Below are 24186 nucleotides of genomic sequence, written 5' to 3' on the forward strand. Positions count from 1 at the left end.
GGGGGTTTCGGAAGTCATGAACCATGACTTCCGAAAAATTACTGATGGTTTGTTTTCCCTACTTAACCGGGATAAACATTCCAAGCGCGCCAAAAAAAGTAAAGGGATAAAAGGGCTAAAAGGGAACGAAAACAAAGATCAACCACTCGATCGGGGAGGCGGGGTAAAAACCGGGTGCTAATCTGTGCGCCGATTAACCCACCAGTCCCTAATAATAGGCCGGGAATCCATAACACATTGCCATAGTAAGCATGACCTAAACAGGCGGAAAAGGTGGTAATGACAATGACTCCTAGGCTAGTTTGAATGGCAATTTTAATCGGTTCTCCTAGTAACAAAATTTGGAAGGGAACCATGATCACCCCGCCGCCGATGCCGAATAAGCCCGCAAGGAGTCCGGCGGCGGCCCCTGTGCCTAAACGGGCAACGAGGGGGGAAATCCGGGGGGTGATTCTCTGATCGGGGGCTTGTTGAACCAGTTTTTTGCGGAGGGTGACAAGGTAGATATTGAGCCAGAGGAGAGCGCCAAAGGCGGCAAGGAGGAGGTAGGGGGCAATGCGATCGCCAATAAATACCCCCAGTTGGGCGGTGATTAAAGCGGGGCCTTCTAAGGCTAAGACGCGGCGGAAATCGAGGTACCCCATGCGCCAATTTTGGATACTGCCGGAGGTGGACGTTAAGAGAATGGCGAGGGTACTGGTGGCGGTGGCTTGGACGGGCTGGTAATTTAAAGCGACGAGGATGGGAACGAGAATCACACCCCCCCCAATGCCCAACAATCCGGCTAATAGTCCTGAGAGTAAGCCCCCCAAAAGCAGAAGCAAGCTATGATCTAGCATCCCGTTGAGTTCTCCTGTGTTCCTTCTAATGGTGCATTTGCCCAAGGGCAAGAATGCGATACAATGCCCGAACAGTCCTAGATTAAAACCCTATTTTTTGCTGCCGCCATGAAGGATTTTTGGGAAAACGTCTCACGCTATCCTCGCTACTTTATCACCTTTACGTTAGGGATCTTTTTCTCCATTTTTGGCTGGTTAAAGCCCTTGTTGAAAAATCCGGTTAGTGCGATCGCCCTTTTCGGGATTGTTTTTGGGGGGGGGATGTTTGTCCTGCTCACCCTACGGGGAATGTTAGGACTAGGTGGGGTCTAGGATCGAGGGGACTCGTCCCTTTTTGCCGGGGATTGTGTCACACTAGAAACGGGTTATTGTGGCTCTTAAATGGCAATCAGCCCCCAGTCGGAAGTGAGGGAACAACACCCCCTAGACCCACCAACCACTTAACCCCAGCATTGATTCTTTCAAGAGGACTAAAATTATGGCTACCAGTCGTCGTGTTTCTCGCGTTTCCTCGCTGATTAAACGCGAAGTTAGCCAGTTATTATTTAATGGCATCAAAGATGACCGTGTAGGAGCAGGCATGGTCAGCGTCACCGATGTAGATGTGTCGGGGGACTTACAACACGCCAAGATTTTTGTCAGTATTTACGGCACCGACGAAGCTAGGGCCGAAACGATGGCGGGGTTAAAATCCTCCACCAGTTACGTCCGCCGGGAACTGGGACACCGCATCCGTTTAAGACGAACTCCAGAGGTGATTTTTCTCGAAGATCGTTCCATTGAACGGGGAGATCGGATGTTGAATTTACTCAACCAGATTAATCAAAATCACCCCGAAGAGGAGTTTGAGGCGGAATTTGAGGAGGGCGACGAGTGGGGTGAGGAGGAATAATGCCCCACCCTTCCCTGATTGAACAAATTGGACAGATGATCGTGGTGCGGGCTTCTGGTCATTGGTTTGACCAACAAATCCGTTACCCCATCTGGGAAGCCACCGCCGCCCAGTTAGAAGATTGGTTAAGCCGTCTCAATGTGGGCGGTGTGATTTTGTTAGGGGGGACGGCGGTAGAGTTGGCTGTGCGATCGCAACAACTCCAAGCCTGGGCGAAAACCCCCCTACTCTTGGCGGCGGATATTGAGGAAGGAGTCGGCCATCGGTTCCCCGGTGCGACGTGGTTTCCTCCCCCCATGACCCTCAGCGCCATCCCCGATCCCCAGTTCGCTCAAAACTATGCCCGCCAAATGGGGAAAATCACCGCCCAAGAAGCCGTCGCCTTGGGCTTAAATTGGCTTCTTGGCCCGGTGGTAGATGTGAATAATAACCCCGAGAATCCGGTGATTAATGTCCGGGCATTTGGGCAAACTCGGGAACAGGTGGAAGCCCTGACCTCGGCCTTTATCGCCGGGTGTCAAGAGTACCCCATTTTGACCACCGCCAAGCACTTCCCCGGTCACGGCGACACCGCGATGGACTCCCATATTACCCTGCCCGTCCTCCCCCACAGTGCCGAACGTTTGGCCGAGTTGGAACTTCCCCCCTTCCAGCGCGCCATCGCGGCCGGAGTTGATGCCGTGATGACCGCTCATCTCCTGATTCCCGCCTGGGATACCGAGTCCCCCGCCACCCTCTCTGGGCCTATCCTCACGGGTCAATTGCGGCACAAACTGGGCTTTGAAGGGTTGATCGTCACTGATGCCCTGGTCATGGCGGGTGTAGCCCAATTTGCCGCCGCCGAGGAGGTTTGTATTCGGGCCGTGGAGGCCGGAGCCGATATCCTCCTGATGCCCCCCCATCCAGAAATCGCCCTCGCTGGGATTTTGCGCGCCGTTGAAGGGGGACGAATTACTCCCAGTCGCATTCAAGAGTCTTGGCAGCGCATTCAACGAGCGAAGGAAAAACTGGGGTTATTTTCCCCCCCCAAGGCTCAGGGGGCGGGAATTTCCCTAGATTTAAGCCTCGTAGCCACCCCCGAAGCAACGGCAACGGTGGAAGAAATTCTACGGGAGTCTATGCAGTGGGGGGGAGATTTACCCTATAACGTGCCGCCCATTCCTCATGGCGGGCTGAATTTGTTGTTAGTGGGCGATCGCTTTAAGTGTCAGGATATCCTCACCGAACAAGCCCCCGCCATTGTTGCGCCCCGACGCTTAGGTTATAGTCCCTACTGTGTGGATCAGGAACTTTTGTCTACCTTCTCTTGTCCAGAAGATATCCCCCTGATTTTACAGGTGTTTATTCGGGGTAATCCGTTCCGAGGCCATGCGGGCTTAACCCCAAAAATCGAGGAATTATTGAAAAGATTGTTAAGAAACCAGCAAATTAAAGCCCTGGCTCTTTACGGTAGTCCGTATCTGCTCGATTGGTTTCATCACCACCAGCCCTCCGATTTACCCTGGGTCTTTTCCTATGGTCAGATGCCCCTAGCCCAAGGTTTAGCTTGTAACATTTTATTAAGTGCTAAAGCATCCGTTGGACAAGAGATTCAGGCGTTTATATAACTTCTGTTAATGAGTCGATTCTCAGATTTCTGAGTCCCCAACTCCTAGACAGCAAACATCTAGACGCTAAACCTAGAAACTGGTGCGCCCCCTTTTACGCAGAATAAATTGTCGAGACTTACAGGCAGAATTCTGAATTCCCAAGGTTTTGTTATTCTTATCTGGGTATCCAATGAATCTGTAACTCTCTATACTGAATAAGAACGAAGATCCCGCTAGGGGTGATTCGCTACTCACACAAAAGCTCGATATTAGGTAACATCAACCATGACTGTCAACACCTTACCGCTCGTCCCGCAAACTGCACCCATCCGCTACTCTATTGATTTGCTCCAAGAAGAAGCCCGTCAATTAGTAGATCAGGGATATGTTAGCCGCCAACAACCGATTTATGTGTTGTGCCAATACATTCCGGCTCGGGAATGGGTTGGTGTGGAATATGAGTTAGAACAGTGTGATTACTTGCTGCGCGATCGCATTGGCGATTTAATTGGCGCGGAAAAATGGGAAAACGATTAATTCAGGTTTTCGTTTAAGGTTCAGTTCAGATATTCTGATTTAATCTAAGCTGGCTAGTTCCTTTAACTCTGCATTTTGACCCATTCAACCCTATAACCAAACGAACAGCTAACCGAATAATCGACGAGTAATGTTTTGTTCTAAAAACGAGCCTATTGCTCCGATTTGTGATCTAGCATTACTGGTTTTGATTTTACTGGTTTTGGTTTTTTTCGGATTGTGATTGTTGTATTTCGTGCAGGAATTTCAAACCGGAAGATTTAAAAGTCCAACATTTAAAAGCCATTTCTTGAATCCCCCTTGAAAGACTAATTTACTTCAAGACTAATTTACTTCAGGATTAATCATTAAACCCGTCTGGAAGATTCGACCCAGATATTAGGTTTTCTCATCTCAGCGCTCGCTCAGGTTATAAGAAGACTAGCCAACAAGATTAGCTAACAAAATGGCGCTTCTAGTCCCTATTGTTCTAGAAACAGATTCACGTCTTCAATTAAGCGAGTGAGTTCCGCTTCTGCCGTCAGGCGAATCCGATCATCTCGGACTGTAACCAACACCTTAGCCGCGAAAGGACTAGGGTAAATATTGGGATTGCAGAACAATTCCAGAAACACATCACCCGTATAGCGATAGTCTAGAGAGGGTTGGGGGCTAGGTCTTTGACCCGCGCTTGACCCTTGACTGGCGATCGCCTTTAACCGTTGCACCAACTCAGCCACCTGCCCCTGCAAGTCTTGGGCAGACTCACGGGAAAAGCTAAATGAAACAGAACCTTGGCTTAGGTTAAGGGTGAGAGGAGTCATTTTTAACGGAAGTTAACAAAAGGGAAGTAGAAACTTAAGGTAAATATGTAGTTTCCGTGAACTACCCCACCCTGCCTAGGCGCGAGGATGGAGCTTCCTGATTCAATGGGAAGTGCTTTCTATACCGAAATATAGCGAGTCTTATCTTCCCTCCCCAGGCAGAAGTCCTAGTTCCTAAGACCCAAATTTTCTCTTGCAACACAGCCCTTTTTAGCTTGGTTTTCGCTTTGGGAGTTAGTGGTCAAGATATATTGATTTTATCATGGATTCGCTGTCGCTCAGTATATTGCTGGGTTGCTATCCATCCCCTCCCTGCAAGCGAGGAAGGGGAATTGCGCAACATTTTTGTTAAAGAATTTACCAGACAAGGGGACAGATTGGAAGTTTTTTCAAAAAAAAAGTCAGACCACTCCCCCCCATCTTGTTCCCCCACATATTCCCCCCGTCTTGTTCCCCCCTTCCAAAGGGGGGCTAGGGGGGATAAGTCCATAATTTCCCCACTCTTCCCTCTTCCCCGACACCCGACACCCGACACAAGATTGCCCCTCCCCTCAGACGCACCCCCTACAAACCCCTACAATGTAGGGTTGTATTGCATCAACCCTGTTTCCTCTTGTCCAATCATGCTCAAAGACAACCGAAAAACCGTTAATCGGGTTTTAGTGATTACCTTAATCCTAAATATTATTGTCATGACCATTAAAGGAGTCGTGGGGATTCTAACCGGTTCCCTCAGCTTACAGGCCGACGCGCTGCACAGTGTCACCGATGGGGCCAATAATATATTAGGATTAGTCGCCACCCGCTTCTCCTCCCCTTACCCAGACCGAGATCATCCCTATGGTCATCAAAAATTTGAAGCCGTCGGAGCCTTGGGAATTGCCGCATTTTTAGGTATTGCCTGCTTTGAGATATTACAGGGAGCCGTCGAACGGATTTTAGAAGGTTTAAGTGCAGTCGAAATCGGCACAAGCGAACTCTGGATTTTATTAATTGTCTTAGGGATTAATATTTTTGTCGCCTTTTATGAACGATCCGAGGGGAAACGGGTGGGGAGTCCCATCCTCATAGCGGATGCGAAACATACCATGAGTGATGTCTGGGTGACAATTACCGTGTTATTTGGTTTAGTGGGGATTTGGCAGAGTCAAGTCTGGAGCCTCCCCCAATTACAATGGCTGGATGTCGTGTTAGCCTTTCCCGTGGCGCTGTTAGTCTTTAAGAGTGGTTGGGAGGTATTAAAGGCAAACTTACCCTGGTTGGTGGATGAAATGGCGATCGCACCAGAAGCCATTCATCGCGTTGTCATGGAAGAACCCGGCGTAATGAACTGTCATGATATCGCCTCACGGGGTCTATTAGGGCGACAAGTATTCATTGAAATGCACCTCATTGTAGAAGCCCCCGATGTAGAAACCGCCCATCAAATCACAGAAGCCGTAGAAGCGCGTTTAAAAGCTCGTTTTGACCCCGTGCGCGTCTTAATTCATGTAGAACCCCCCAGTTATCAATCAGAACAGATTACATTTTAAGGCCAAGTTTTCCACAATTTAGGGGACTTTTCCACAGATTTCTGCGAGTTTTCCACAAGGTTAAGCCCTTTTTAATCCTAACGCAATCTTTTCTTAAGAGTTCATCCTAGCCCCTCAAAATTGCCCTCTGGAGATAGTGGGAAAAACCCAGAGCATCCACCCCCATCAACTTCGCTACAATTGAACCATACCCCCTCTTTTGCTCAACGTTCATGGACTTGTTAGACCAGCGTCAGCAGCGTTTAATCACCTCCACAGCCATCCTAGCCGGAGGGGCCCTATGTGGTGGCATCTTGGGAACTATTGCCACCTCCGTCGCTGGGGGAATAGTCGCCAACGACATCATCCCCCAATACCTCAATCATATTGCCGTCCGTCTCCGTCGCAGTGGGGACAAATTAGCCAATCACGACCTAACCGCCGCCACAGGTTTCGCCATTGCCCTGATTATCAAAGCCATTGCCGAGGCCGGCACCTATCCCCAATCCAGCCAGAAGCTTACAGCCCTTGCGAAAACCACCCTGAAAGCATGGCAGGAGGTCGCCCAAGCCCTGAAACAGAGTCAAGAGGTCAAATTTGACCAAATTCAAGAAACCGGGCTTTCTGAGCTATTCCAGCAGGGGACGGCGGATTATGTGAATCAGAAAGTGTTGCAGGTGGAGGATTGGCGGGAGTTGTTGCAGTATTGGCTTTGTCCCCAAGCGGGAGTCACCTTGCCGGAGAATGTGTTAAAGGAAGTCGCCACCCAGTTACGGGATAAGTTTGCCTTAGCCTTGCGGGAGGTATTGAAAGCCGATTTTGAGGAAGGGGGGAAAGCCTTTGCGGGGTTGACGTTATCCCTATTGGGGGAAATGGGCAGCGTTTTAGAAGAGTTGCGGAAAAACAATCCACAGGGGCCAGAGTTAGAACAAACTTTAGCCGCAGTGGTTCAACTGCGGCAGGAATTGGAAGGGAATGGGGAACGATTTCGGCAGTTAGGACAGCAGATAGATTTAGGGTTAAATTCCGTCCTCCATGAGTTGGGAGTAACTCAGGAGAAAATTGCAGAGGTGCGGGATTGGTTTGGGCAGGAATTACACCAGTTACAGGAGAACTTAGACAGGTTACGGCGAGAGTTAGCAGAAGGTTTTAAGGGAATTAGTGAAGAAAATAAGCAGTTACAACAGACGGTAGAAGAGGTTAAGGAGAATACCGAAGAAATCAAAGACACTCTTCAGGTGATAGGCGGCTTTTTGGAATCACAACAACAGCCAAAAGTGCAGGCTGTTTCCTATTTTCTGGATACAAACCTCCCACAAGTGACCCATTGGCAGGGGAGAAAACAGGATTTAGAGATTGTCAATGGGTGGTTGGATGATGAGAATACGAAATTGGGGGTGATTGTGGCCATTGGGGGGATGGGAAAATCAACCCTAGCGGCGAAAGTGTTTGAGGCGCGGACGGATTTTGTTGATAAACTGTGGATTGATTTGGGGCAGCGTCCCAGTTATACGATTGTGGCACGGGGGATTCTACAACATTTAGGGAAGCGTTCCCTAGAGGATTTACAACAAATAGAAGAAACTCGTTTAACGCGGGTGGTGATTAACTGTTTAGCACAACAACGGTTTTTATTAGTTTTGGATAACTTCGAGTCTGTTTTGCAGGATGAAGGATATCAGGACTTTTTGCAGCAGTGGGTAGGGGAATGTCGCCATACAGAAATCCTCGTCACGACGCAGGAAGTCCCCCGTTTACATCAGGTTAAACCCACGGAATTACCCTTGGGAGGACTTTCAAACCAAGAGGGACAGCAATTGCTGCAAGCGTTGGATATGGGGGGAAGTGAGGCCAGTTTACAGGAGTTTGTGGCACAGGTACAGGGGCATCCTTTGACTTTAACTTTGGTGGCCGGGTTATTGCGTGACGAGGTAGGGAAAGGGGGGACGATTGAGGATTTAAGAAGGTTAGGATTAGGGGACATTGGGGGATTATTGGGGGGTTTGACAGCCTATCATCGTCGGGAAACGGTGCAGTTAGTGGCCGTGTTGGATGCCAGTTTTAACCGTTTGTCGGAGTCATTACAAAGGGTGTTGTTGTCCTTGGTGGTATTGCGTCAGGGGTTTGATGCAGAGGTGGCCAGTGCCATTGTGGGGGAAGCGGTGACGGGGAGAGACTTGCGGGGGTTGATGGGACGGGGGTTTTTATTGGAGGAGAAGCGGGGATTTTATACGTTTCAGCCCTTTATTGGGGAGTATCTCAAGTTTAAGCTGGGGGATTTAAGGGAGGCGCATTTAAGGGCGATCGCGTTTTATACAAGTCGGTTTAAGGCCCGTGGGGAATGGGGGACGGTGGAGGATGTGCGGGAATATTTGGAGGTGTTTTATCATCGCTGTGAGTTGGGGGAGTATGAAGCGGCGTTTGATGTGATTTATGATGGTGGAAATATTGATCAGGATGTTGATAATTTCCTGAACCTACGGGGCAATAATTTACTCCGGGTTGAACTCTACCAGCAGTTGGTGAATCATCTCCCAGATCACCACAACTGGCGATATACTGCTTCCTTAACCTCATTAGGCAATGCTTACAATTCCCTCGGACGCTACCAGGAGGCGATCGCCTTTTACGAGCAATCTCTGGAGATTAAACGAGAGATTGGGAACAGAGGGGGGGAAGCTACTTCTTTAATTGTGTTGGGTAATTTATATCAAAAAACAGGCAAAATCAAAGAAGGATTTGCCGCGTCTCAACAAGCACAACTCATTTTACAAGAGTTAAATTTACCCCTAGCTGCCTATCCTATTCCCAACTGGGCGAAAGCTATTGCTAAATTTGCCCAACGCGGCACATTTAACCTCATTTTGTGCTTTATTCTCGGTCTGTTTGCCTTCCCCTTCGCCCTCATTTTGTTTATCGCCCTCACCCTCTACCGTATCATCCGCAACCTCATCCCCCACCCCTAACCCCAGAAACCGGGTTTTTGCCCAAAATGTAGACCCCAAACCAGCCAATAAAATCAACCCGGTTTCTGGCTACAACCTCCGGTTAATTAAAGCCATAACACCACCTAAAAATTGAGCGTAAAATTTGGGTTACACTTCGTTTCACCCAACCTAGGGGAGGTTGCCAAAAAAGTGAGGTAAAATGGGAGAAAAGAGGACAAGATGAATATTTCAATCATTGAACAAGTTGTTGAACAATTAAAAGTCATGCCCCAAGATTTACAAGGGCAGGTTCTTGAATTTGCCCGTTCATTGGCAAAAGCAAAAACTCAAGGGACACCCGGACAGGAATTATTGCGTTTTGCTGGCTGCATTCCTACTGATGATCTTCAGTTGATGCGTGAAGCAATCGAGCAAGATTGTCAAGGGGTGGATGTAGATGTCAGGATAAAATATTAGATGACACTTTAATCAAGAAACCGGTTTTTTGCCCAAAATGTCAGCACTCCGTAGGTTCGGCACAGGAAGCGCAACCCAACCATTCAGGATAAAACATGAGATAACACTTCAATCAAGAAACCGGGTTTTTGCCCAAAATGTAGACCCCAAACCAGCCAATAAAATCAACCCGGTTTCTGGCTACAACCTCCGGTTAATTAAAGCCATAACACCAGCCAACAATTGAGCGTAAAATGTTGGGTTACACTTCGTTTCACCCAACCTAGGGGAGGTTGCCAAAAAAGTGAGGTCAATAGGATTGCCCCTTTTGTCCAGTCTAGCCCAAGCGATCGCCACACCAAGACAAGAAGGGCGTTGACTCAGCGAGAAAGGTGACTCTAGATATTCATTCCCCCACCCCCTAATCCCAGCCAGAGGGAAATTTTGGGAGAATTGGCGCAGAATCTCGTCCTAAATTTGAGTTATGCTAACAAAGGGATTTTCATAACTCGTTTAACACCGACTCGATGTTTGAAACAACTTTGCGGTGGCTGCAAGACTTCTTTAATGATCTGTTCGGCTCAGAAACCCGGATTCCTGACCCGACGGAGATTCCGCCCCTAACCAATGAGGGCTACAAGTCGCTGTTTTTCCAACTGATTGAAGGGATTGCCAAGGGATGGCAACAGGAACAGGTTGTGGAGAAGTTGGGGGAACGCCGTTATGATCCCTGGTTTGTGGCCTGGTTACAACGCTATGGCCGTAGTGCTTTACGGCAACCGGCGAATCAGTTAAGTCGGGAGTTGGCGCAACATTTTGTCCGACTGGGAGAAACGGATTGCGGGGATTTGGGGGATCTGGCGAAACAAATTGGGACGCGGATGCTGGAGTTGTTGGATCGGGTGGCGTTGAGTCATTCCCTACAAAAGAACATTTTGCCTACGATTACTTCGGATAATCCGGTTGAGTTGTTTAATCAGGCGGCCTCGCGCTATGTGTCCGGGGAGTTAAGCGGGGCGGTGGCACTGTGGGAGGCGGCGCTGGAGTTACAGCCAGATTTTGCGGATGCTCATAATGGCTGTGGGGCGGCGTTGTTTTATTTGGGGCGCTATCGGGACGCTTTGGCGCATTTTAACCGCTCGTTGGAGGAACAGGGGGATTTTTATTTTGCCTACTACAATCGCGGTCATGTGTATTTAGAGTTGGGGGAAGTTGAGGAGGCGATCGCGGATTTTACCCAGGCGATTGAAATTCAACCGGATTCCCATTTAGCCTACAATGGGCGGGGGATTGCCTTGGAGCGGTTACAACGTTATCAGGAGGCGATCGCAGACTTTAATCAAGCCATTACCCTACAGCCGAGTTTTCCCTTTGCCTACAATGGTCGGGGCATTGCCCACGCCAATCTAGGGGACTATACCGAAGCGCTGGCGGACTTTCGGGAGGCCTTAGCTTTAGATCCCAACTCTCAGGATGCCTACCACAATCGGGGCAATGTGTTACGGGCATTAGGACGTTATCAGGAGGCTTTAGAGGATTTTAACCAGGCGATTTTAATTCAACCCAATTTTTATCAAGCCTATTACAATCGGGCGAATACCCATTATGAGTTAAGCCAATATAGTGAAGCGATCGCCGATTATAAAGAAGCACTGGCCTTAAAACCCGATTATGCCATTGCCTACAATGGACGCGCCCTCACCCTGCGCAAAATTGGCCGTTATACCGATGCGATCGCCGATTTTGACCAAGCCATTGAACGAGAGCCAGAACTGTGGCAAGCTTGGGGGAATCGGGGCTGGACGATGTATCATGCCCCCTCCCCCCTAGGCTACGAAGCCGCCCTGCGCAACTGGGATGAAGGCCTGAGTCATTTGGCCCCGGACGCGGCCGACTCCCGAGAAGCCAGAGGGACACTCCTACACTATAAAGGCATGGCACACCACCAGGAGGCCGACCGGGTAGCCTCTCGCCATGAGAATCGTCCCGAAGACTTTACCCCCTATTTAGAAAAGGCCATTGAACAATATCAAAAAGCCCTCGATGCCTTCCAAGATCAGCCCCACCTCGAAACCGCTTACTTGGCAGTCATGCAGGACTTAGTGATTACCCATAATCAACTGGGCAATTATTTAAACGCCAAAAACTACATCAATATTGCCCTGATTATGCTGAATCAATTGTTACTCAGCACCCAACACCCGCCCCACAAAATCCAGATTTCTCGCCAATTTATCGGCCTCCATCAATTAAAAGTCGATCATCTCGCCGTCGCCAATGATCCTAAACAACACACCCAAGCGCTGGAACTAGCCGAAGAACGGAAAAATCTCTGTATTCGTTGGTATACTCACCCCAACGAAGCAGAAACTAGCCTCATCAGCCCCAAATATCCCCAAATGCAGCAGGCCCTGGACGAGAAAACCAGTATGATTTACTGGCATCTTAGCCCGGCCGCTATTACAACCTTTGTTTTAAAGTATCAACAACCTCTCGCCGTCCTCACCAGTCACCCCCGACAACTCAGCCGTTTTCGTCAGTGGTTAAGCCAATGGCAACAAAGTTATGAAAGCAAACGGCAAAAAAACGCAAATCCGGCCGTTAATCAACAGTGGCGCAAGGAAATCACCAGTTCCCTCGAAGAATTAGCCGATATTCTCCAACTGCCCCAACTGTTAGCCCAAATCCCCCCACAGGTCAGCCAGTTAATTTTAGTCCCTCACCAAGACTTGCACCTGTTGCCCCTACATATCCTGTTTTATACCCCGTTCAGTGAACAGGATTACACCATTACCTATCTCCCCAGTGCCAAATTAGCCATTGACCTCAAAAATCGCCCCCAGACGGGCGCAGAAAACCCCAATCAGTGGCCGTTGTTGAGCGTGGAAAACCCCACAGGTTTTATGCCTTACGCCGATTTGGAATTAGCGGCGATCGCCCAACTTTTCCCCAGCCACACCCTCCCCAGCCCCGAAGCCACCCCAGAGAACCTCCTACAAGCCCTCTCCACCCCCACCTACTTTTTCCACTTTACCGGGCAATCCTATCAATCCGTTCCCCAAGAACGCTCCGCCCTCATCTTAGCTAACAAAGAGGAATTACCCCTCACCGACTGGCTCACCCTCGAAAATCCTAGCCCGAACTTCATCTGTTTATCCGCCTGTGAAGCGCAACTAAAAACCGCCAGCCCAATTTCCGACGACTTTGTAGGTTTTGGAGCAACACTCTTGACAAAAGGAACAAGATATGTATTGCTCAGTTTATGGCGCGTCTCGGAAATTTCCACCACCTTATTTATGATGTATTTTTATCAACGATTGGCGGAACAAATTCCCCCCGCCCAAGCCCTCCATAAAGCCCAAAATTGGTTAAGAACCGTTAGTTATGAAGAATTAATTCAGTTATACGAAAAACAGCTGAACGAACTGCAAGAAATCCCCCCCCACTGTCTCCATAACCTCAAGGTAGCCAGCGATTTAGTTAAAGATAAAGCCAATCGTCAAGGAAGTAATTACTCACCCTATGCCGATCCCTACTACTGGGCAGGATTCGTGTTAATTGGCACAATGGAATAAATAGCCTCTTGCCAGTTTCTCCTTGGGATTATGCTTTCCTTCGCTTTTTCCGGTCACTTGACCACCAAACAATTACAGCGCGTTTTGCTGCTGTACTCCTCCTTGGGCATTTTAACCATTAGTGCCTTAGTAGCTCTCGCTAGTATTTTGCCCCTGGCTCAACGTTTGCGGCAAGCGGAAGAACAAAACCTCATCTTTGCGGTAGAAACCCGTAAATTAGTGGTGGAAGAATATCTGACCAAAGCCCAAGATGTCGCCGGGCAAATTGCCAGTCGCACCCGGGCGAGAGAACTATTAAATGACTTTAATCAGGGTGAACTTGAGTTAGGGGAATTTGTCCAACTCATTCAAGGCATTTTAAACGATGCCCTGCAACAGTCCGACGACATCGCCAGTATTACCCGCTTAGATCGCACCCATCAACCTCGGATTACCGTTGGCCTAGCGCTGCCTGCTTCAGTGTTGGCCTTGATTGATACCCGCACCTCCTCTGTGCAATCCCAGCATATTGTCGAGGTGGGGGATATCCCCTATTTAGTCGTCAGCGCCCCCATTGTCAATCCCCAACAGCAACGCATCGGTACAGATATTTTATTGTACCGTCTCGACCGTTTAGAAAACCTGAGCGCCGACTATACCGGATTGGGGAACACTGGGGAGATGGTGTTAGGGGTAATGCGAGGAAATACCCTAAACGTTTTGTTTCCCTTGCGAGATGGCACTAGAACCCTCTCTCCGGCCTTAGAAGAGGGTTTAAGCCAAGGAATGGAGGGCAACCGGGGCCTGATACGTCCGAGGAGAAATACCCACCTCATCGCCTTTAGTCCCTTAGAAAATAGCCCTTGGGGGATTGCTGTACAAATGGAACGACGGGAACTCTATCAGCCCTTAAATCGCCAATTAGGGCGTATTGGGGTGATCATTGTGGGGTTAACGGGAGTGGGTGCGGTTGGGGTGGTGTTCTTGTTGCGTCCTTTGACCCGTCAAACCATTGTACAAAATGAAACCCTAGAACAACAGATGGCCAATCAGAAGGCGCTGCTGTCGGTGAAGGAGAAGGCCTTAATTCAGGAACAGGAGAAAAACCAACTGATTCAAGGGGTGTTACGTCAGATGGACGAGTTGAAGGAATCGGCGCAACAGGTGACCGATTTTTCCCGTCATGCCTTGGGGATTGCTCAGGGGGCATTAGGGGCGATTCAAGAGGGTTTAGCGGCGATTGGGGGGACTCAGGGGGAGATGGAAGCCTTACAAGTTACGGTAAATGCGATCGCCCAACAAACCAGCATATTGGATAATAACAGCCAACAAATCGCCATTGTCGCCGAGTTAGTCAATGAGTTAGCCCTACAAACCAATATATTAGCCCTCAATGCCTCCATTGAAGCCGTCCGTGCAGGCAAATATGGGGCCGGATTTGCCGTCATTGCCCAAGAAATCCGCAAATTAGCTGACCGCAGTCGTCAATCTGTGGAACGCATCAATCTACAATTGAGTGAAATTCAAACTTGTAGCGGGTTAATCTTAAAAACCACAGGTCAAGGCAATCAACAAGTTATAACCAGTACCGAACAAACGAAAATAACGCGAGAGGTTTTAAACCACATTCAACATTCTATTCGGGAAGTCAATCAACGTTCTCAGCAAATTTCCGACTCTACTCAAGTCCAAGCCCAAACCATTCAAGCCGTGGTAGAAACCATGAAAAATTTACACGAAAATAGTGCGGGAGTCTGAAAGCCCCGTCGCTTTAGCGCGGGGAGTGTCAACTTAGGGCTTTGTTCGACCAGAAATGGGGAGTCGGGAGAGGGGAAATTGATAATTGATAAGTGATAAATAGGGTGATGTGCAACGAACAAGGTAGGATAAAGTGCAAGCCATTTTTTGTACATAGAGTTCAATCTAATGTTTAAGAAACCCCTTTTATCCCGTTTACTGGCGTTGCTCTGCATCGCCGTCATTGGTTTAGTGGGCTGTTCTTCCACCACTACCTCTGGTTTAACCGGAAATTATGCTCAAGATACCATTACCGTTGTTGAACACTTAGACCGCTTAATTGACCTGCCCAATGATGACCCGAATCTGCCCGCAGAACAGGCGCTCGCTCGGCAGGAAATGAATGATTATGCAGCCCTGTATCGCCGTAACAGTAAAGTCTCCGGTTTGCGTTCCTTTACCACTATGCAAACCGCCCTGAACAGTTTAGCAGGATATTACAGTTCCTATGGTAGTCGCCCCTTAACCGATAAGCTCAAAAAACGCCTCCACAAGGAATTTAAAGACGTGCAGTTTTCCCTCAAACGGGGTTTCTAATCCTGAAAACCGTCAAGATTCTTGGACAATTCCCGGCCTTCTGGTGCGGGGATTGTCTGTTTTTTGGCCGTCCAGACTCAGTGATACCCATTTAGGGCTTGCTGAATAATTGGGTTAGGGAACAGGGAATAATTCTTGATTCCTCCTCTCCCCCTCTGTCCGAAATCGTTCCACTGGGGCTATAGTGGGGTTTTGGCAGGGTTGGCAACCTAAAAACCCTGTTCACGTCACTAACAGAACGTGCTGATTATTGATTGTGCAGATTATTGAACTTTGATGAACTCTAGTTTTTCCCTTTCCCTTCGCCCTCAGTTTTGGCGTAAACTGGTGTCCAGTCTCCTGATTGGAACCACCCTAAGCAGCCTCTTGCCTTGGCATAATCCCGCCTTGGCACAAACGAATCTCTACTGTCAATTTAGCCCCCAAGCGATCGCCGAAAAAGACACGCTGCGAGAACGGATGGTACAGGGAGATCAACAGGCCACCCGCCAGTACCAAGATTTAATCAAAACTCACGGGGATTTGCTGCGCCAATGTCGGACTCGGAACTGGCCACAAACCCAAGCCATTTGGCTGCGTCTGTACCCCTGTGATGCGGCTCCAGGGGCTTTAGATAAGGTCTTAGACCATATTGTTGATAAAGGCTATAACGAGGTCTATATTGAGGTGTTTTACAACTCTCAAGTCCTCCTCCCAGCCAATGATAACCCCACCCCTTGGTTGCCTGTATTGCGATCGCCCGGACAAGAAAATATCGACCTCCTCGCCACCGCCATCCAAAAAAGTCGAGAGCGGGGCTTAAAAGCTTATGCTTGGCTCTTTACCATGAACTTTGGCTATGGTTACGGCGTGCGTTCTGATCGTCAAGGTGCGATCGCCCGCAATGGCAGAGGTCAAAATAGCCTCGCCGTCGTTCATGACGGCTCTCAACTCTTCATTGACCCCTACAGTCGTCAAGCCCAAACCGACTACTATCAACTGGTGCAGGCCATCCTCAAACGTCGCCCCGATGGGGTTCTCTTCGACTATATCCGCTATCCCCGTGGCTCTGGACAAGACTCCGTAGCCGGACAAGTGCAAGACCTCTGGATTTACGGCCCCGCCTCCCGTCAAGCCCTCCTACAACGGGCAGGCAATAACCAAGGCCGAGAACTCATTGAACGCTTCCTCAATCGGGGTTCTATTAATGGTTCCGATATCCAAGCCGTTCGCAGTCTCTACCCCAACGAAAGCAGCCCCCAATGGCAAGGATTAAGCCAAAGTAACCTACAAACTGCCCTCTGGGACTTAGCCGTAGCCCATGCTGCCCAGGGGGTGATTGATTTTCTTAACTTTGCCGCTACTCCCGTCATGCGTCAAGGTCTTCCAGCCGGGGCGGTCTTTTTCCCCTTAGCCAATCAACCCGTCGGTCAACAGGGTTATGATTCCCGTCTCCAACCCTGGGATCGGTTTTCCACTCAAATGGAATGGCATCCCATGGTTTATTCCGTTTGTGGCCATACCCGTTGCATCTTAGAAGAAGTCCAGCGCGTCGTCAGTCGTGCGCCCAGTCAAACCCGGGTTGTCCCCGCCTTAGCAGGTTTTTGGGGTCGTCCTGATGGCAACCGACCCTCTCTCGACGCACAAATGCAAGACATTCGCCGTTACTTCCCGCAAATCAACGCCGTGAGCCATTTTGCCTACTCTTGGCAAGAACCCCAACGCGATCGCGAACGCCAAGCTTGTCGGTTGTGAAAGAGGGAACGGGGGGCAGGGGAGCAGGGGAGAGGGAAAGACGAGGAATTAAGACTTATTCCCTATTTCCCATTCCCTATTCCCCAACCCAGTTATTCAGCAAGCCCTAAATAATACCGGGACCTTTCCCACCGGACTCGTTCACTTCCTGCAATTCCGCCGCACGCTCTTGGATTCGCTCAATTTCTTGAGCGCGTAGATCCCCCGGTTCATCAACATACATTTCTGGTTCCACCGGGAAATTATTCGCTAATCCTTCCCGGTCTACCGTATAACCGCCCGTAGTATCAATTCCACCTTCCGGGGTAGGGGTATTTTTGAAATTTTCCCCTTCTCGTTCCATCCGTGCCGCCGTTTCTGCCGATACTAAATTAGGGTCGTAGTTTGCGCCTTGATTCTGGAGATTTTCGGGCTTGTGAATCTTTTTTTGTTCTTGGTTTACCATAAAGAACTCCTTAATTTTGTTCCAATTCTTGCCAATTTTTCAGGTTAGGTTGCACAGTCTCCCCGGTTTGCATCCGGTTGGGATCTCGCTTGCTCATCATGCTGTGCCATGCTCTTGCACTGAGCAAGAACCTAAGCCTAACGATCTACCTTGGGGAGAAAATCAGGTCGTTCTTTATCTTTCCAACCAATGGGACGCTTAGAATTATACCAAGCTAGAGATCCAAAGGTAATAGCGGCTAAAAAACCAATTAAGGTAATGGCAATTAAACCATAGGGAAATGTCGCTGTCCCTACTGACGTTTCCATTACTAAAGGCATATATTGGATTATCCTCCTTTGCCTTACTTCACTTTCTAGTATGGGGGAAAATCAAAATTATTTCAAGTTTTATTCAAGATTTATAGACATTTTTTATTTTAATGAAGCAATTGTAATCCTTTTATAGCAAGGGTTTTGCTGCCATAAGATATTTTTATAAAAATTGCCGGAAAAACCCCATCCCCTTGTGGGTGGGGCAGTTGACGTTAAAGTTGTTTTTCCAGACTAACTGACAGCGAATCTCCAGACGAAAAAGGCAAGAGAGCTAACAATCTTATGATCGTGGGGGGAATTCCTGAATTCCCTCTACCACAACCTATCGAGGATTGTTAGAAATTCTCTTGCCCGGTAGATTACCCTAAGCGGAGCAAAACTTATCCTAAAAGAAACGCTCTAACTCTCAAACAACCTTAGAAACGATAACCCATCCCTGCTTGAAAACTAAGTGCATCTCCTTGGCTGTTTTGATAGGCATTAATTCCCCATTTCCCATCACCATAGACCACAATATTAGACCCTAAGTGTGCTTCACCCCCAACGGTGACAACGGGGGCGTTTCTGTTGCCCAAGGGAGTAGATTTGCCATCCCGTTCTACGAAAGAATAACCGCCACCCACATAAACGTTGACATTGTTAGCAACGGGAATATCGTAAGAAACAATAGGCATAATGGCACTGGTTTCACTGCTGAATAAAACAGCACCCCGAGCGGAAATGGGAACATTAGGAATCGCTAATCGTCCTTGGATGTTACCCCCGAATGTGGCTGAATTTCCGGGCTGTCCATCATGGGTAACACCCGCAGAAATCCCACCCCCAACATAGCTGGCATCTGTTCCTTTTTGTGGAGCATCTTGTGCGGCGGCCATCGTTGCAGAAACAGCAAGAATGGAGGCAGTAGACATCACCATTGCAGCATTTTTCAATAATCCTTTCATCTTCACACCTCAATTTGTAGAGTGAGCAGAACACTGATGGCTTAATAGTCGTTGGACGGAAGGAAAAAGTTCCGAGATTAAGTTTTTTGCCGCAAAAAAGACTGTACAGGTTGGGGAAACAGGCTTTGAATTTAGGAATGTATGAACAAGGAAATGATGGTTTTGAGTAATCTAGCAACCACATCTTCCCCTAGGGTCAGGAAGGATTGTATACTTTCGGGATATTGTAACAATTCAGCAAGGAGAAAACTCGAATGATTTCCTTTTCTTGGGTTTCTATGACAGTCCATCCGCCCAGAATGGCATCGTGGGGATTAATCACTCTCCTCCTGTTGGGGGGGATGGGCTGCACCATTAACCTGGATTTAGGGGGGAATAGCCCCGTTTCTGTCTCACCCGCAGAGGAAACCACCCGCAATAATGGAACGCCGGGGATAACTCCCCAAGGGGAAACATCCTCTCGTCCATCCGGAAACCCCTCTGTGGCAGAAGTCGCCAATCTGCCTGATGATAACCCCCAATTGGTAGACGGGGGCCCCATGATCTCTATATCAACCCGCTATCAGAATCAACCCTTTTCCAGAGAGCTTTATCAACAAATTCCCTGGTGGGGTGAGGCCTGCACAGTCTATCCGGTCAAAGAAGTCGTCGGGTCTAATATTTGCAACTATAGCCGAGATTATGAATTTGCCGATGGGCTGTTGTTGATGGCGGGCTATGGAACAGAGGGAGTAACGGCCACCTTCCGACCTCACCAACCCATGACCCTAGAAGCTGCCAAAAATTTAGGCTGGATTCTCGCTAGAGGTGAAATCAACGAAAACCAGATGACCGAACAAAAGGAAAACCAGATTGTCTACAGTGACCTAAGTCCCCTAACAGAGGCTGGCCCCATGTTGGTTTTTGACTTAGAAGGAGGTCAAGTGGTAAAAATTATTTTTGGTGTCTCAACCCCCTAGGTTATCCTGAGTGACGAAGGTCGGGTTTTCTCTCTCTCCCCCGAAGAATCTAATAAGCACATTGTCCCCTGTTCAAAGCCAAAACGCTGGCCTTTCTTCACAAACCCCAGAAAACCATCCTGTTGGGCATCGGGCAGCTTGCCGGGTTGATAGCCATATAGCCACATTTTTTGTTTAAGATATAGGGGGAGTTGTCGCAGTTCTTGATAATGGACATGAACCGGACTGGGAAACTGAGAGGTTTCGCAATCATGGAAAATAATATCTGCGGCTTCGTAATAGTTCCCGTTTGTATCTAGGTGTAATTGAGTATCTGTGGTTAAAAAAACTTTCACCCCGGCCAGTTCGACAAATAAGCCATAACTGGGCATTAAATACTCATCGGTTAAAATATGAACCACTTGGACTAACTGAAAGGTGAAACCTTGCCAGTTAAAGCATCCAGTATTCTCAATAAAATGTGGATTAAAATAAGTGTCAAAGGTGGCACTTTTGCCAGAAATTGCCTCCATTCCTCCCGCCAGTGTTTTCGACCACAGATCCTGACCTACATCCTGACTGGTGTATAAATTCGGTCGGGAACATTGGGAATTAAATAAAGTCGTAAAGCCTACATACTCCAATCCCCCTACATGATCGGCGTGGAGATGACTAATATATATATCTGTAATATCTAAATGGGAAAATCCCGCATCATGGAGGGAAAAGCGAATATCTGAACCGCAATCAATTAAGAGTTTATTTTTTTCGGAATCAATTAATAAAAGGTTAGAATGATAATTGTCTTCGCCGACGGTAAATGCCGAGCCAGAGCCTAAAAAAAGCAGTTCGATCATGGGAATGATTGGTGAGAAAAATCTAGGGAAGGGACAGGGTTAGGGTTGCATCTGATGATAAAGGTCTTGCAAAATTTGGCTAACGTTAGGGGGTTTCGATGTAAATTGGATGTAAAATTTACCCGGTTCTGAATCTTTTTCTAACACTTTGGCATAGACATCTTCACTCAGCACAGGAAAGCGGGGAGAAGCCAAAAAGTTTAACTTGATGTTGGTTAGGGGGAGGGGGGCGGTGTGGGCATCCATATTATAGGTAATTTCTCCACGATTTTTAGACAGTTGGCTTAAGTGACCCTTAAAGTCGGCTTGTCCTACATCTTTACCGGAAACAATGGCATATTGTAGAGGCAGTGGCTCAGGGAGAACAAACAATTCTTCTTCGTCTTGCTCTAAAAAGAGGTTGTATTCTCCTCCGATGCCGCCAATGTCGTAGATGGTGATGGGTTTTTTGACTCCTTTGGGGGAGACTTCTTTTTGTCCGTTGATTTTGATCTCGTCTCCGGCGGCTTGGAGGGTGGTTTCTGAGACAAGAACTTGTCCGCCGATGGTGTAGCCTTCAATGCGATAGGTGAGGTTAACCTGAGAGCCGACAACGCCGTATTTTGTGCGTTTTTCTGAGCCAATATTCCCGACGACGACTTCTCCGGTATTGATGCCAATCCCCATTTCCAGCAGGGGTAAGCCCCATTCTTCCATTTTCTCGTTAACGGGAGTCATGGCTTGCTGCATGGCGATCGCACAAGCAATGGCTCGACGGGGATCATCCTCCCGTACCGTCGGCGCACCAAATAACACCAGAATCCCATCCCCCATAAATTCATCAATAGTGCCTTGATAAGCCGTGATGGTGTCGGCCATGTATCCCAGATAGAAATTGAGGATTTTGACCACTTCTTCCGGGGGAAGGCGTTCCGATAGAGCCGTAAAACCCCGTAAATCCGAGGTGAGGATGGTAATTTTCCGCCGTTCTCCCCCCATTTTCAGCCCTTCGGGGTTTTCCAAGAGGGTGGCCACCACTTCCGCCGTCAGATAACGCCCGAAGGTTTTGCGGATATCTCCGGCACTGCGGGCAATATAGGTCGTAATGGCGGCGGTACTGCCCAAAAAGGCGAGGAAAGGAGGAACAACAGGAATCCACCAGCCATAGAGGAGAGCAACGTAGGAACTTCCTACCAAGACTAAACCTAAGCCGAGGAGAACCGCTATCCGTTGTAGGGTAAAAGTTTGAGTTCCCCCAGTATGACGCATTAACCAGGTGCTGGTAGACCCGAATAAAGCCCACAAAGCAATCCACGCCCAATCCCACGGTTCCGCCCAACTGGTGATAAAAGTGCGGCCCTCCAGAACTGTGCTGAGGATTTGGCTAATAATATGACCATGGAGTTTCACACCGGGGATGGGAACGGGGGGAGAGAGGAGATCACTACTGTAGGGCGTGAAAAAGAAGTCTTTAGAACTTTCGCTAACGCTGCCAATGAGAATAATGCGATCGCGTCCCCAATCCTCCGGCAGTCGATCCTGTAACACATCCCGGAAAGGCACCACCTCAAAGGGCTGGGGATGGGCGCGATAGTTCAGCACAATCTGATATCCCCCCACATCCGCCCCCACATAGCCCCCAATATTGCCCCCAATGCGTCGAAATACCCTGTCCTTAAACTTCCAGTCCCCCGTGGCCTCCTCCGCTTCCGGTGCAATGCCTTCTGCGGCGAAATATAAAGCGGCCAAATAGGTGGCAAAGGAGGGCATCGTGTTCCCCTCCTCATCCTCTAGGGAAATCAGCGCCCGTCGGACTCGGCCATCTGGGTCTAAAACCAAATCATTAAACCCCACCCGACCCGTAGCGGCCAAAGCAGGAGGGGGAGGAACCGTTTCGCGATCGCGATCGCCCACCACCTTCTGAATCCCAATTAAATTCGGAGTCGTCTCCAACACCTCCACCAACTCCTCATAGCCCGGATTCACAGGCTGATCCCGGTAAATATCCCAACCAATCGCCCGAGGATTCTGCTCTCGTAACTTGCCAATCAACTCCGCATAGACCGCATCCGGTACAATTCCCTGACCGATTGCCTGAATATCCCCCTCATCCAACCCCACCACCACAATCCGCTCATCCGGCGGTTCCCCCGGTCGCCAGCGCAGAAACTGGTCATACACCCCCCACTCCCAGGCCTGCAATACTCCCACAGTCCGCAATAAAATCACCAACACCGTCACCGTAGGAGTTGCTATCCAAACACCGCGCCATTGCCAAGCCAGTTTCTTCCAATTTTTTGTCATCATGGGAAATTTCGGGGGAAAAGCAAAAACGACACCTAAACAAATCTTATCCGCTAGGTTGTCTCGATTTTTAACAAAAATGTTGCGGAATTCCCCTTCCTCGCTTGCAGGGACCGGATGGACTTGACCACTAACTCCCAAAGCGAAAACCAAGCTAAAAAGGGCTGTGTTGCAAGAGAAAATTTGGGTCTTAGGAACTAGGACTTCTGCCTGGGGAGGGAAGATAAGACTCGCTATATTTCGGTATAGAAAGCACTTCCCATTGAATCAGGAAGCTCCACCCTCGCGCCTAGGCAGGGTGGGGTAGTTCACAAGAACAAGCTGGAACCCTAATTTGCAAACGGAATATTAGCCAAATCCTCTAACTCCACCGCACTTAATAAATTCGCCCACTCTTGGGCATTAAATTCCCGCAATTGAGCCGCATAAATCAGGGTTTCATTCCAGATCCCGGCTTGAGCAAAACGAGTCGCTGCACTGGCCAGTTCCGCCGCCCCCAACTCATCAGGACTCGGAGTTGCTAGATTGCTCTCCACTCGTTCAAAAACCCCCGTCACCACCTCATCATTACTGCGGTCATCAACATTACACATAAGCGAGAAAATCCATTCATACTTCTGCCCAGCTTGTAAGTCCGCCCCCGTCACTTGGAAGCGAACAATACCCCCTTCCGTCTTCAAGGACTCAGGTAAGGTAAACTCATCATTAAAGTAGACCTCTTCTCCCGCCTCATCTAAAATCACCACTTCCCCACCGACAGCCGTTGTCGGGGGAACATATAAAAATAACGTTGGTTCAGCCGCCACAGTTTTACCAACATTATTACTCGGAACAATCACCGTCAGGGGTTTATCATTAGGCCCTTTGGGAACACAAGGCTGTCCGGTGCGAGTAGCCCCCCCAGCCGTCCGACTAGGACTGCCACTGCCAGCCGGAGCATTAGGGAAGTTGACGCTCACTTGTAAAGGAAACAAGCCCGGACTCGCCATTGCCGGAGCAATGAGGCTTAAACTCATCAACAAGGGCGCACAGCAGCGACCCATCCATCCTGATTTAACTTGCGGAAAACCCATCTTTTTCATTACCTCTACCTTATGTCTTACCTTGTGTCTGCTTAGTCTCACCTCACCGGATTCAGTGACGAGTCCGGATAGATCAAGACCTGAAAATTTAAGACGAACAATCCTGATCAATAGTTGCCTACTTCTCATTGTAGGGTTGGTTTTCCG

At 48.7% G+C, this 24186-nt stretch carries 20 protein-coding genes; 12 read left to right on the plus strand and 8 right to left on the minus strand.

What is annotated here, in order from left to right; all coding sequences use genetic code 11:
- Positions 1-62: 62 nt before the first annotated feature.
- Entirely contained in the window at positions 63-839 is a 777-nt protein-coding gene (locus SPI9445_RS0121440; RefSeq protein WP_017306846.1) for a sulfite exporter TauE/SafE family protein, read from the minus strand.
- Between the two features lie 108 nt (positions 840-947).
- Between SPI9445_RS0121440 and SPI9445_RS0121445 the strand changes: the two genes are divergently transcribed.
- The 4 genes from SPI9445_RS0121445 to SPI9445_RS0121460 all read left to right on the plus strand — a co-directional run bounded on the left by SPI9445_RS0121445 (position 948) and on the right by SPI9445_RS0121460 (position 3857).
- Positions 948-1151: a DUF751 family protein gene (locus tag SPI9445_RS0121445; protein WP_017306847.1), complete on the plus strand. Its 204-nt coding sequence runs from the start codon at positions 948-950 to the stop codon at positions 1149-1151.
- 166 nt (positions 1152-1317) lie between these two features.
- Positions 1318-1731: a 30S ribosome-binding factor RbfA gene (rbfA, locus tag SPI9445_RS0121450; RefSeq protein WP_017306848.1), complete on the plus strand. Its 414-nt coding sequence runs from the start codon at positions 1318-1320 to the stop codon at positions 1729-1731.
- The gene (locus SPI9445_RS0121455; RefSeq protein ID WP_017306849.1) at positions 1731-3338 is read left to right on the plus strand and encodes a glycoside hydrolase family 3 N-terminal domain-containing protein; all 1608 of its coding nucleotides are present in this window, start codon (positions 1731-1733) and stop codon (positions 3336-3338) included. The genes rbfA and SPI9445_RS0121455 overlap by 1 nt, the downstream gene beginning before the upstream one ends.
- 267 nt (positions 3339-3605) lie before the next feature.
- Positions 3606-3857 carry a DUF4327 family protein gene (locus SPI9445_RS0121460; RefSeq protein ID WP_017306850.1) on the plus strand — a complete coding sequence of 84 codons (252 nt, stop codon included), beginning with the start codon at positions 3606-3608 and terminating at the stop codon, positions 3855-3857.
- A gap of 461 nt (positions 3858-4318) precedes the next feature.
- Here SPI9445_RS0121460 and SPI9445_RS0121465 read toward each other — a convergent pair whose 3' ends face one another.
- Positions 4319-4660: a hypothetical protein gene (locus SPI9445_RS0121465; protein WP_017306851.1), complete on the minus strand. Its 342-nt coding sequence runs from the start codon at positions 4658-4660 to the stop codon at positions 4319-4321.
- Positions 4661-5283: 623 nt separating this feature from the next.
- On the opposite strand from SPI9445_RS0121465, the gene cdf31 reads away from it, so the two are divergent.
- From cdf31 to SPI9445_RS0121510, 7 genes are all read left to right on the plus strand, one after another.
- The gene (cdf31, locus tag SPI9445_RS0121475; protein ID WP_017306853.1) at positions 5284-6192 is read left to right on the plus strand and encodes a CDF family zinc efflux transporter Cdf31; all 909 of its coding nucleotides are present in this window, start codon (positions 5284-5286) and stop codon (positions 6190-6192) included.
- A 212-nt stretch (positions 6193-6404) separates the two neighbouring features.
- The gene (locus SPI9445_RS26540; RefSeq protein ID WP_017306854.1) at positions 6405-9137 is read left to right on the plus strand and encodes an NB-ARC domain-containing protein; all 2733 of its coding nucleotides are present in this window, start codon (positions 6405-6407) and stop codon (positions 9135-9137) included.
- Positions 9138-9338: 201 nt separating this feature from the next.
- Complete coding sequence (locus tag SPI9445_RS0121490; RefSeq protein ID WP_017306855.1) at positions 9339-9575, plus strand: hypothetical protein; 237 nt, start codon at positions 9339-9341, stop codon at positions 9573-9575.
- 506 nt (positions 9576-10081) lie between these two features.
- On the plus strand, positions 10082-13129 hold the full coding sequence (locus SPI9445_RS0121495) for a CHAT domain-containing protein (protein WP_017306856.1): 3048 nt from the start codon (positions 10082-10084) through the stop codon (positions 13127-13129).
- Between the two features lie 30 nt (positions 13130-13159).
- A complete protein-coding gene (locus SPI9445_RS27905) occupies positions 13160-14866 on the plus strand; it encodes a methyl-accepting chemotaxis protein (protein WP_017306857.1) in 1707 nt (568 codons plus the stop codon).
- Between the two features lie 168 nt (positions 14867-15034).
- The gene (gene psb27, locus SPI9445_RS0121505) at positions 15035-15442 is read left to right on the plus strand and encodes a photosystem II protein Psb27 (protein ID WP_017306858.1); all 408 of its coding nucleotides are present in this window, start codon (positions 15035-15037) and stop codon (positions 15440-15442) included.
- 276 nt (positions 15443-15718) lie between these two features.
- Entirely contained in the window at positions 15719-17176 is a 1458-nt protein-coding gene (locus tag SPI9445_RS0121510) for a family 10 glycosylhydrolase (protein ID WP_017306859.1), read from the plus strand.
- 106 nt (positions 17177-17282) lie between these two features.
- Here the strand turns inward: SPI9445_RS0121510 and SPI9445_RS0121515 are convergent, their stop codons facing one another.
- The 3 genes from SPI9445_RS0121515 to SPI9445_RS0121530 form a co-directional block, all read right to left on the minus strand.
- Positions 17283-17621, minus strand: a complete 339-nt coding sequence (locus SPI9445_RS0121515; protein ID WP_017306860.1) for a hypothetical protein — start codon at positions 17619-17621, stop codon at positions 17283-17285.
- 137 nt (positions 17622-17758) lie between these two features.
- Positions 17759-17941: a photosystem II assembly protein Psb35 gene (gene psb35 / locus SPI9445_RS0121525; RefSeq protein WP_017306862.1), complete on the minus strand. Its 183-nt coding sequence runs from the start codon at positions 17939-17941 to the stop codon at positions 17759-17761.
- 410 nt (positions 17942-18351) lie between these two features.
- Positions 18352-18879 carry an outer membrane beta-barrel protein gene (locus tag SPI9445_RS0121530; protein ID WP_017306863.1) on the minus strand — a complete coding sequence of 176 codons (528 nt, stop codon included), beginning with the start codon at positions 18877-18879 and terminating at the stop codon, positions 18352-18354.
- Positions 18880-19133: 254 nt separating this feature from the next.
- Between SPI9445_RS0121530 and SPI9445_RS0121535 the strand changes: the two genes are divergently transcribed.
- Positions 19134-19838, plus strand: coding sequence for a hypothetical protein (locus SPI9445_RS0121535; protein WP_017306864.1), 705 nt, complete (start codon positions 19134-19136; stop codon positions 19836-19838).
- Here the strand turns inward: SPI9445_RS0121535 and SPI9445_RS0121540 are convergent.
- The 3 genes from SPI9445_RS0121540 to SPI9445_RS0121550 form a co-directional block, all read right to left on the minus strand.
- Complete coding sequence (locus SPI9445_RS0121540; RefSeq protein ID WP_017306865.1) at positions 19835-20674, minus strand: MBL fold metallo-hydrolase; 840 nt, start codon at positions 20672-20674, stop codon at positions 19835-19837. The genes SPI9445_RS0121535 and SPI9445_RS0121540 overlap by 4 nt on opposite strands.
- Before the next feature lie 39 nt (positions 20675-20713).
- The gene (locus SPI9445_RS0121545) at positions 20714-22957 is read right to left on the minus strand and encodes a CHASE2 domain-containing protein (protein ID WP_026080001.1); all 2244 of its coding nucleotides are present in this window, start codon (positions 22955-22957) and stop codon (positions 20714-20716) included.
- 329 nt (positions 22958-23286) lie between these two features.
- Entirely contained in the window at positions 23287-24030 is a 744-nt protein-coding gene (locus tag SPI9445_RS0121550; protein WP_164674573.1) for a DUF928 domain-containing protein, read from the minus strand.
- Positions 24031-24186 lie beyond the last annotated feature (156 nt).

The organism is Spirulina subsalsa PCC 9445 (assembly GCF_000314005.1).
In the GTDB taxonomy this organism is placed as follows: domain Bacteria; phylum Cyanobacteriota; class Cyanobacteriia; order Cyanobacteriales; family Spirulinaceae; genus Spirulina_A; species Spirulina_A subsalsa.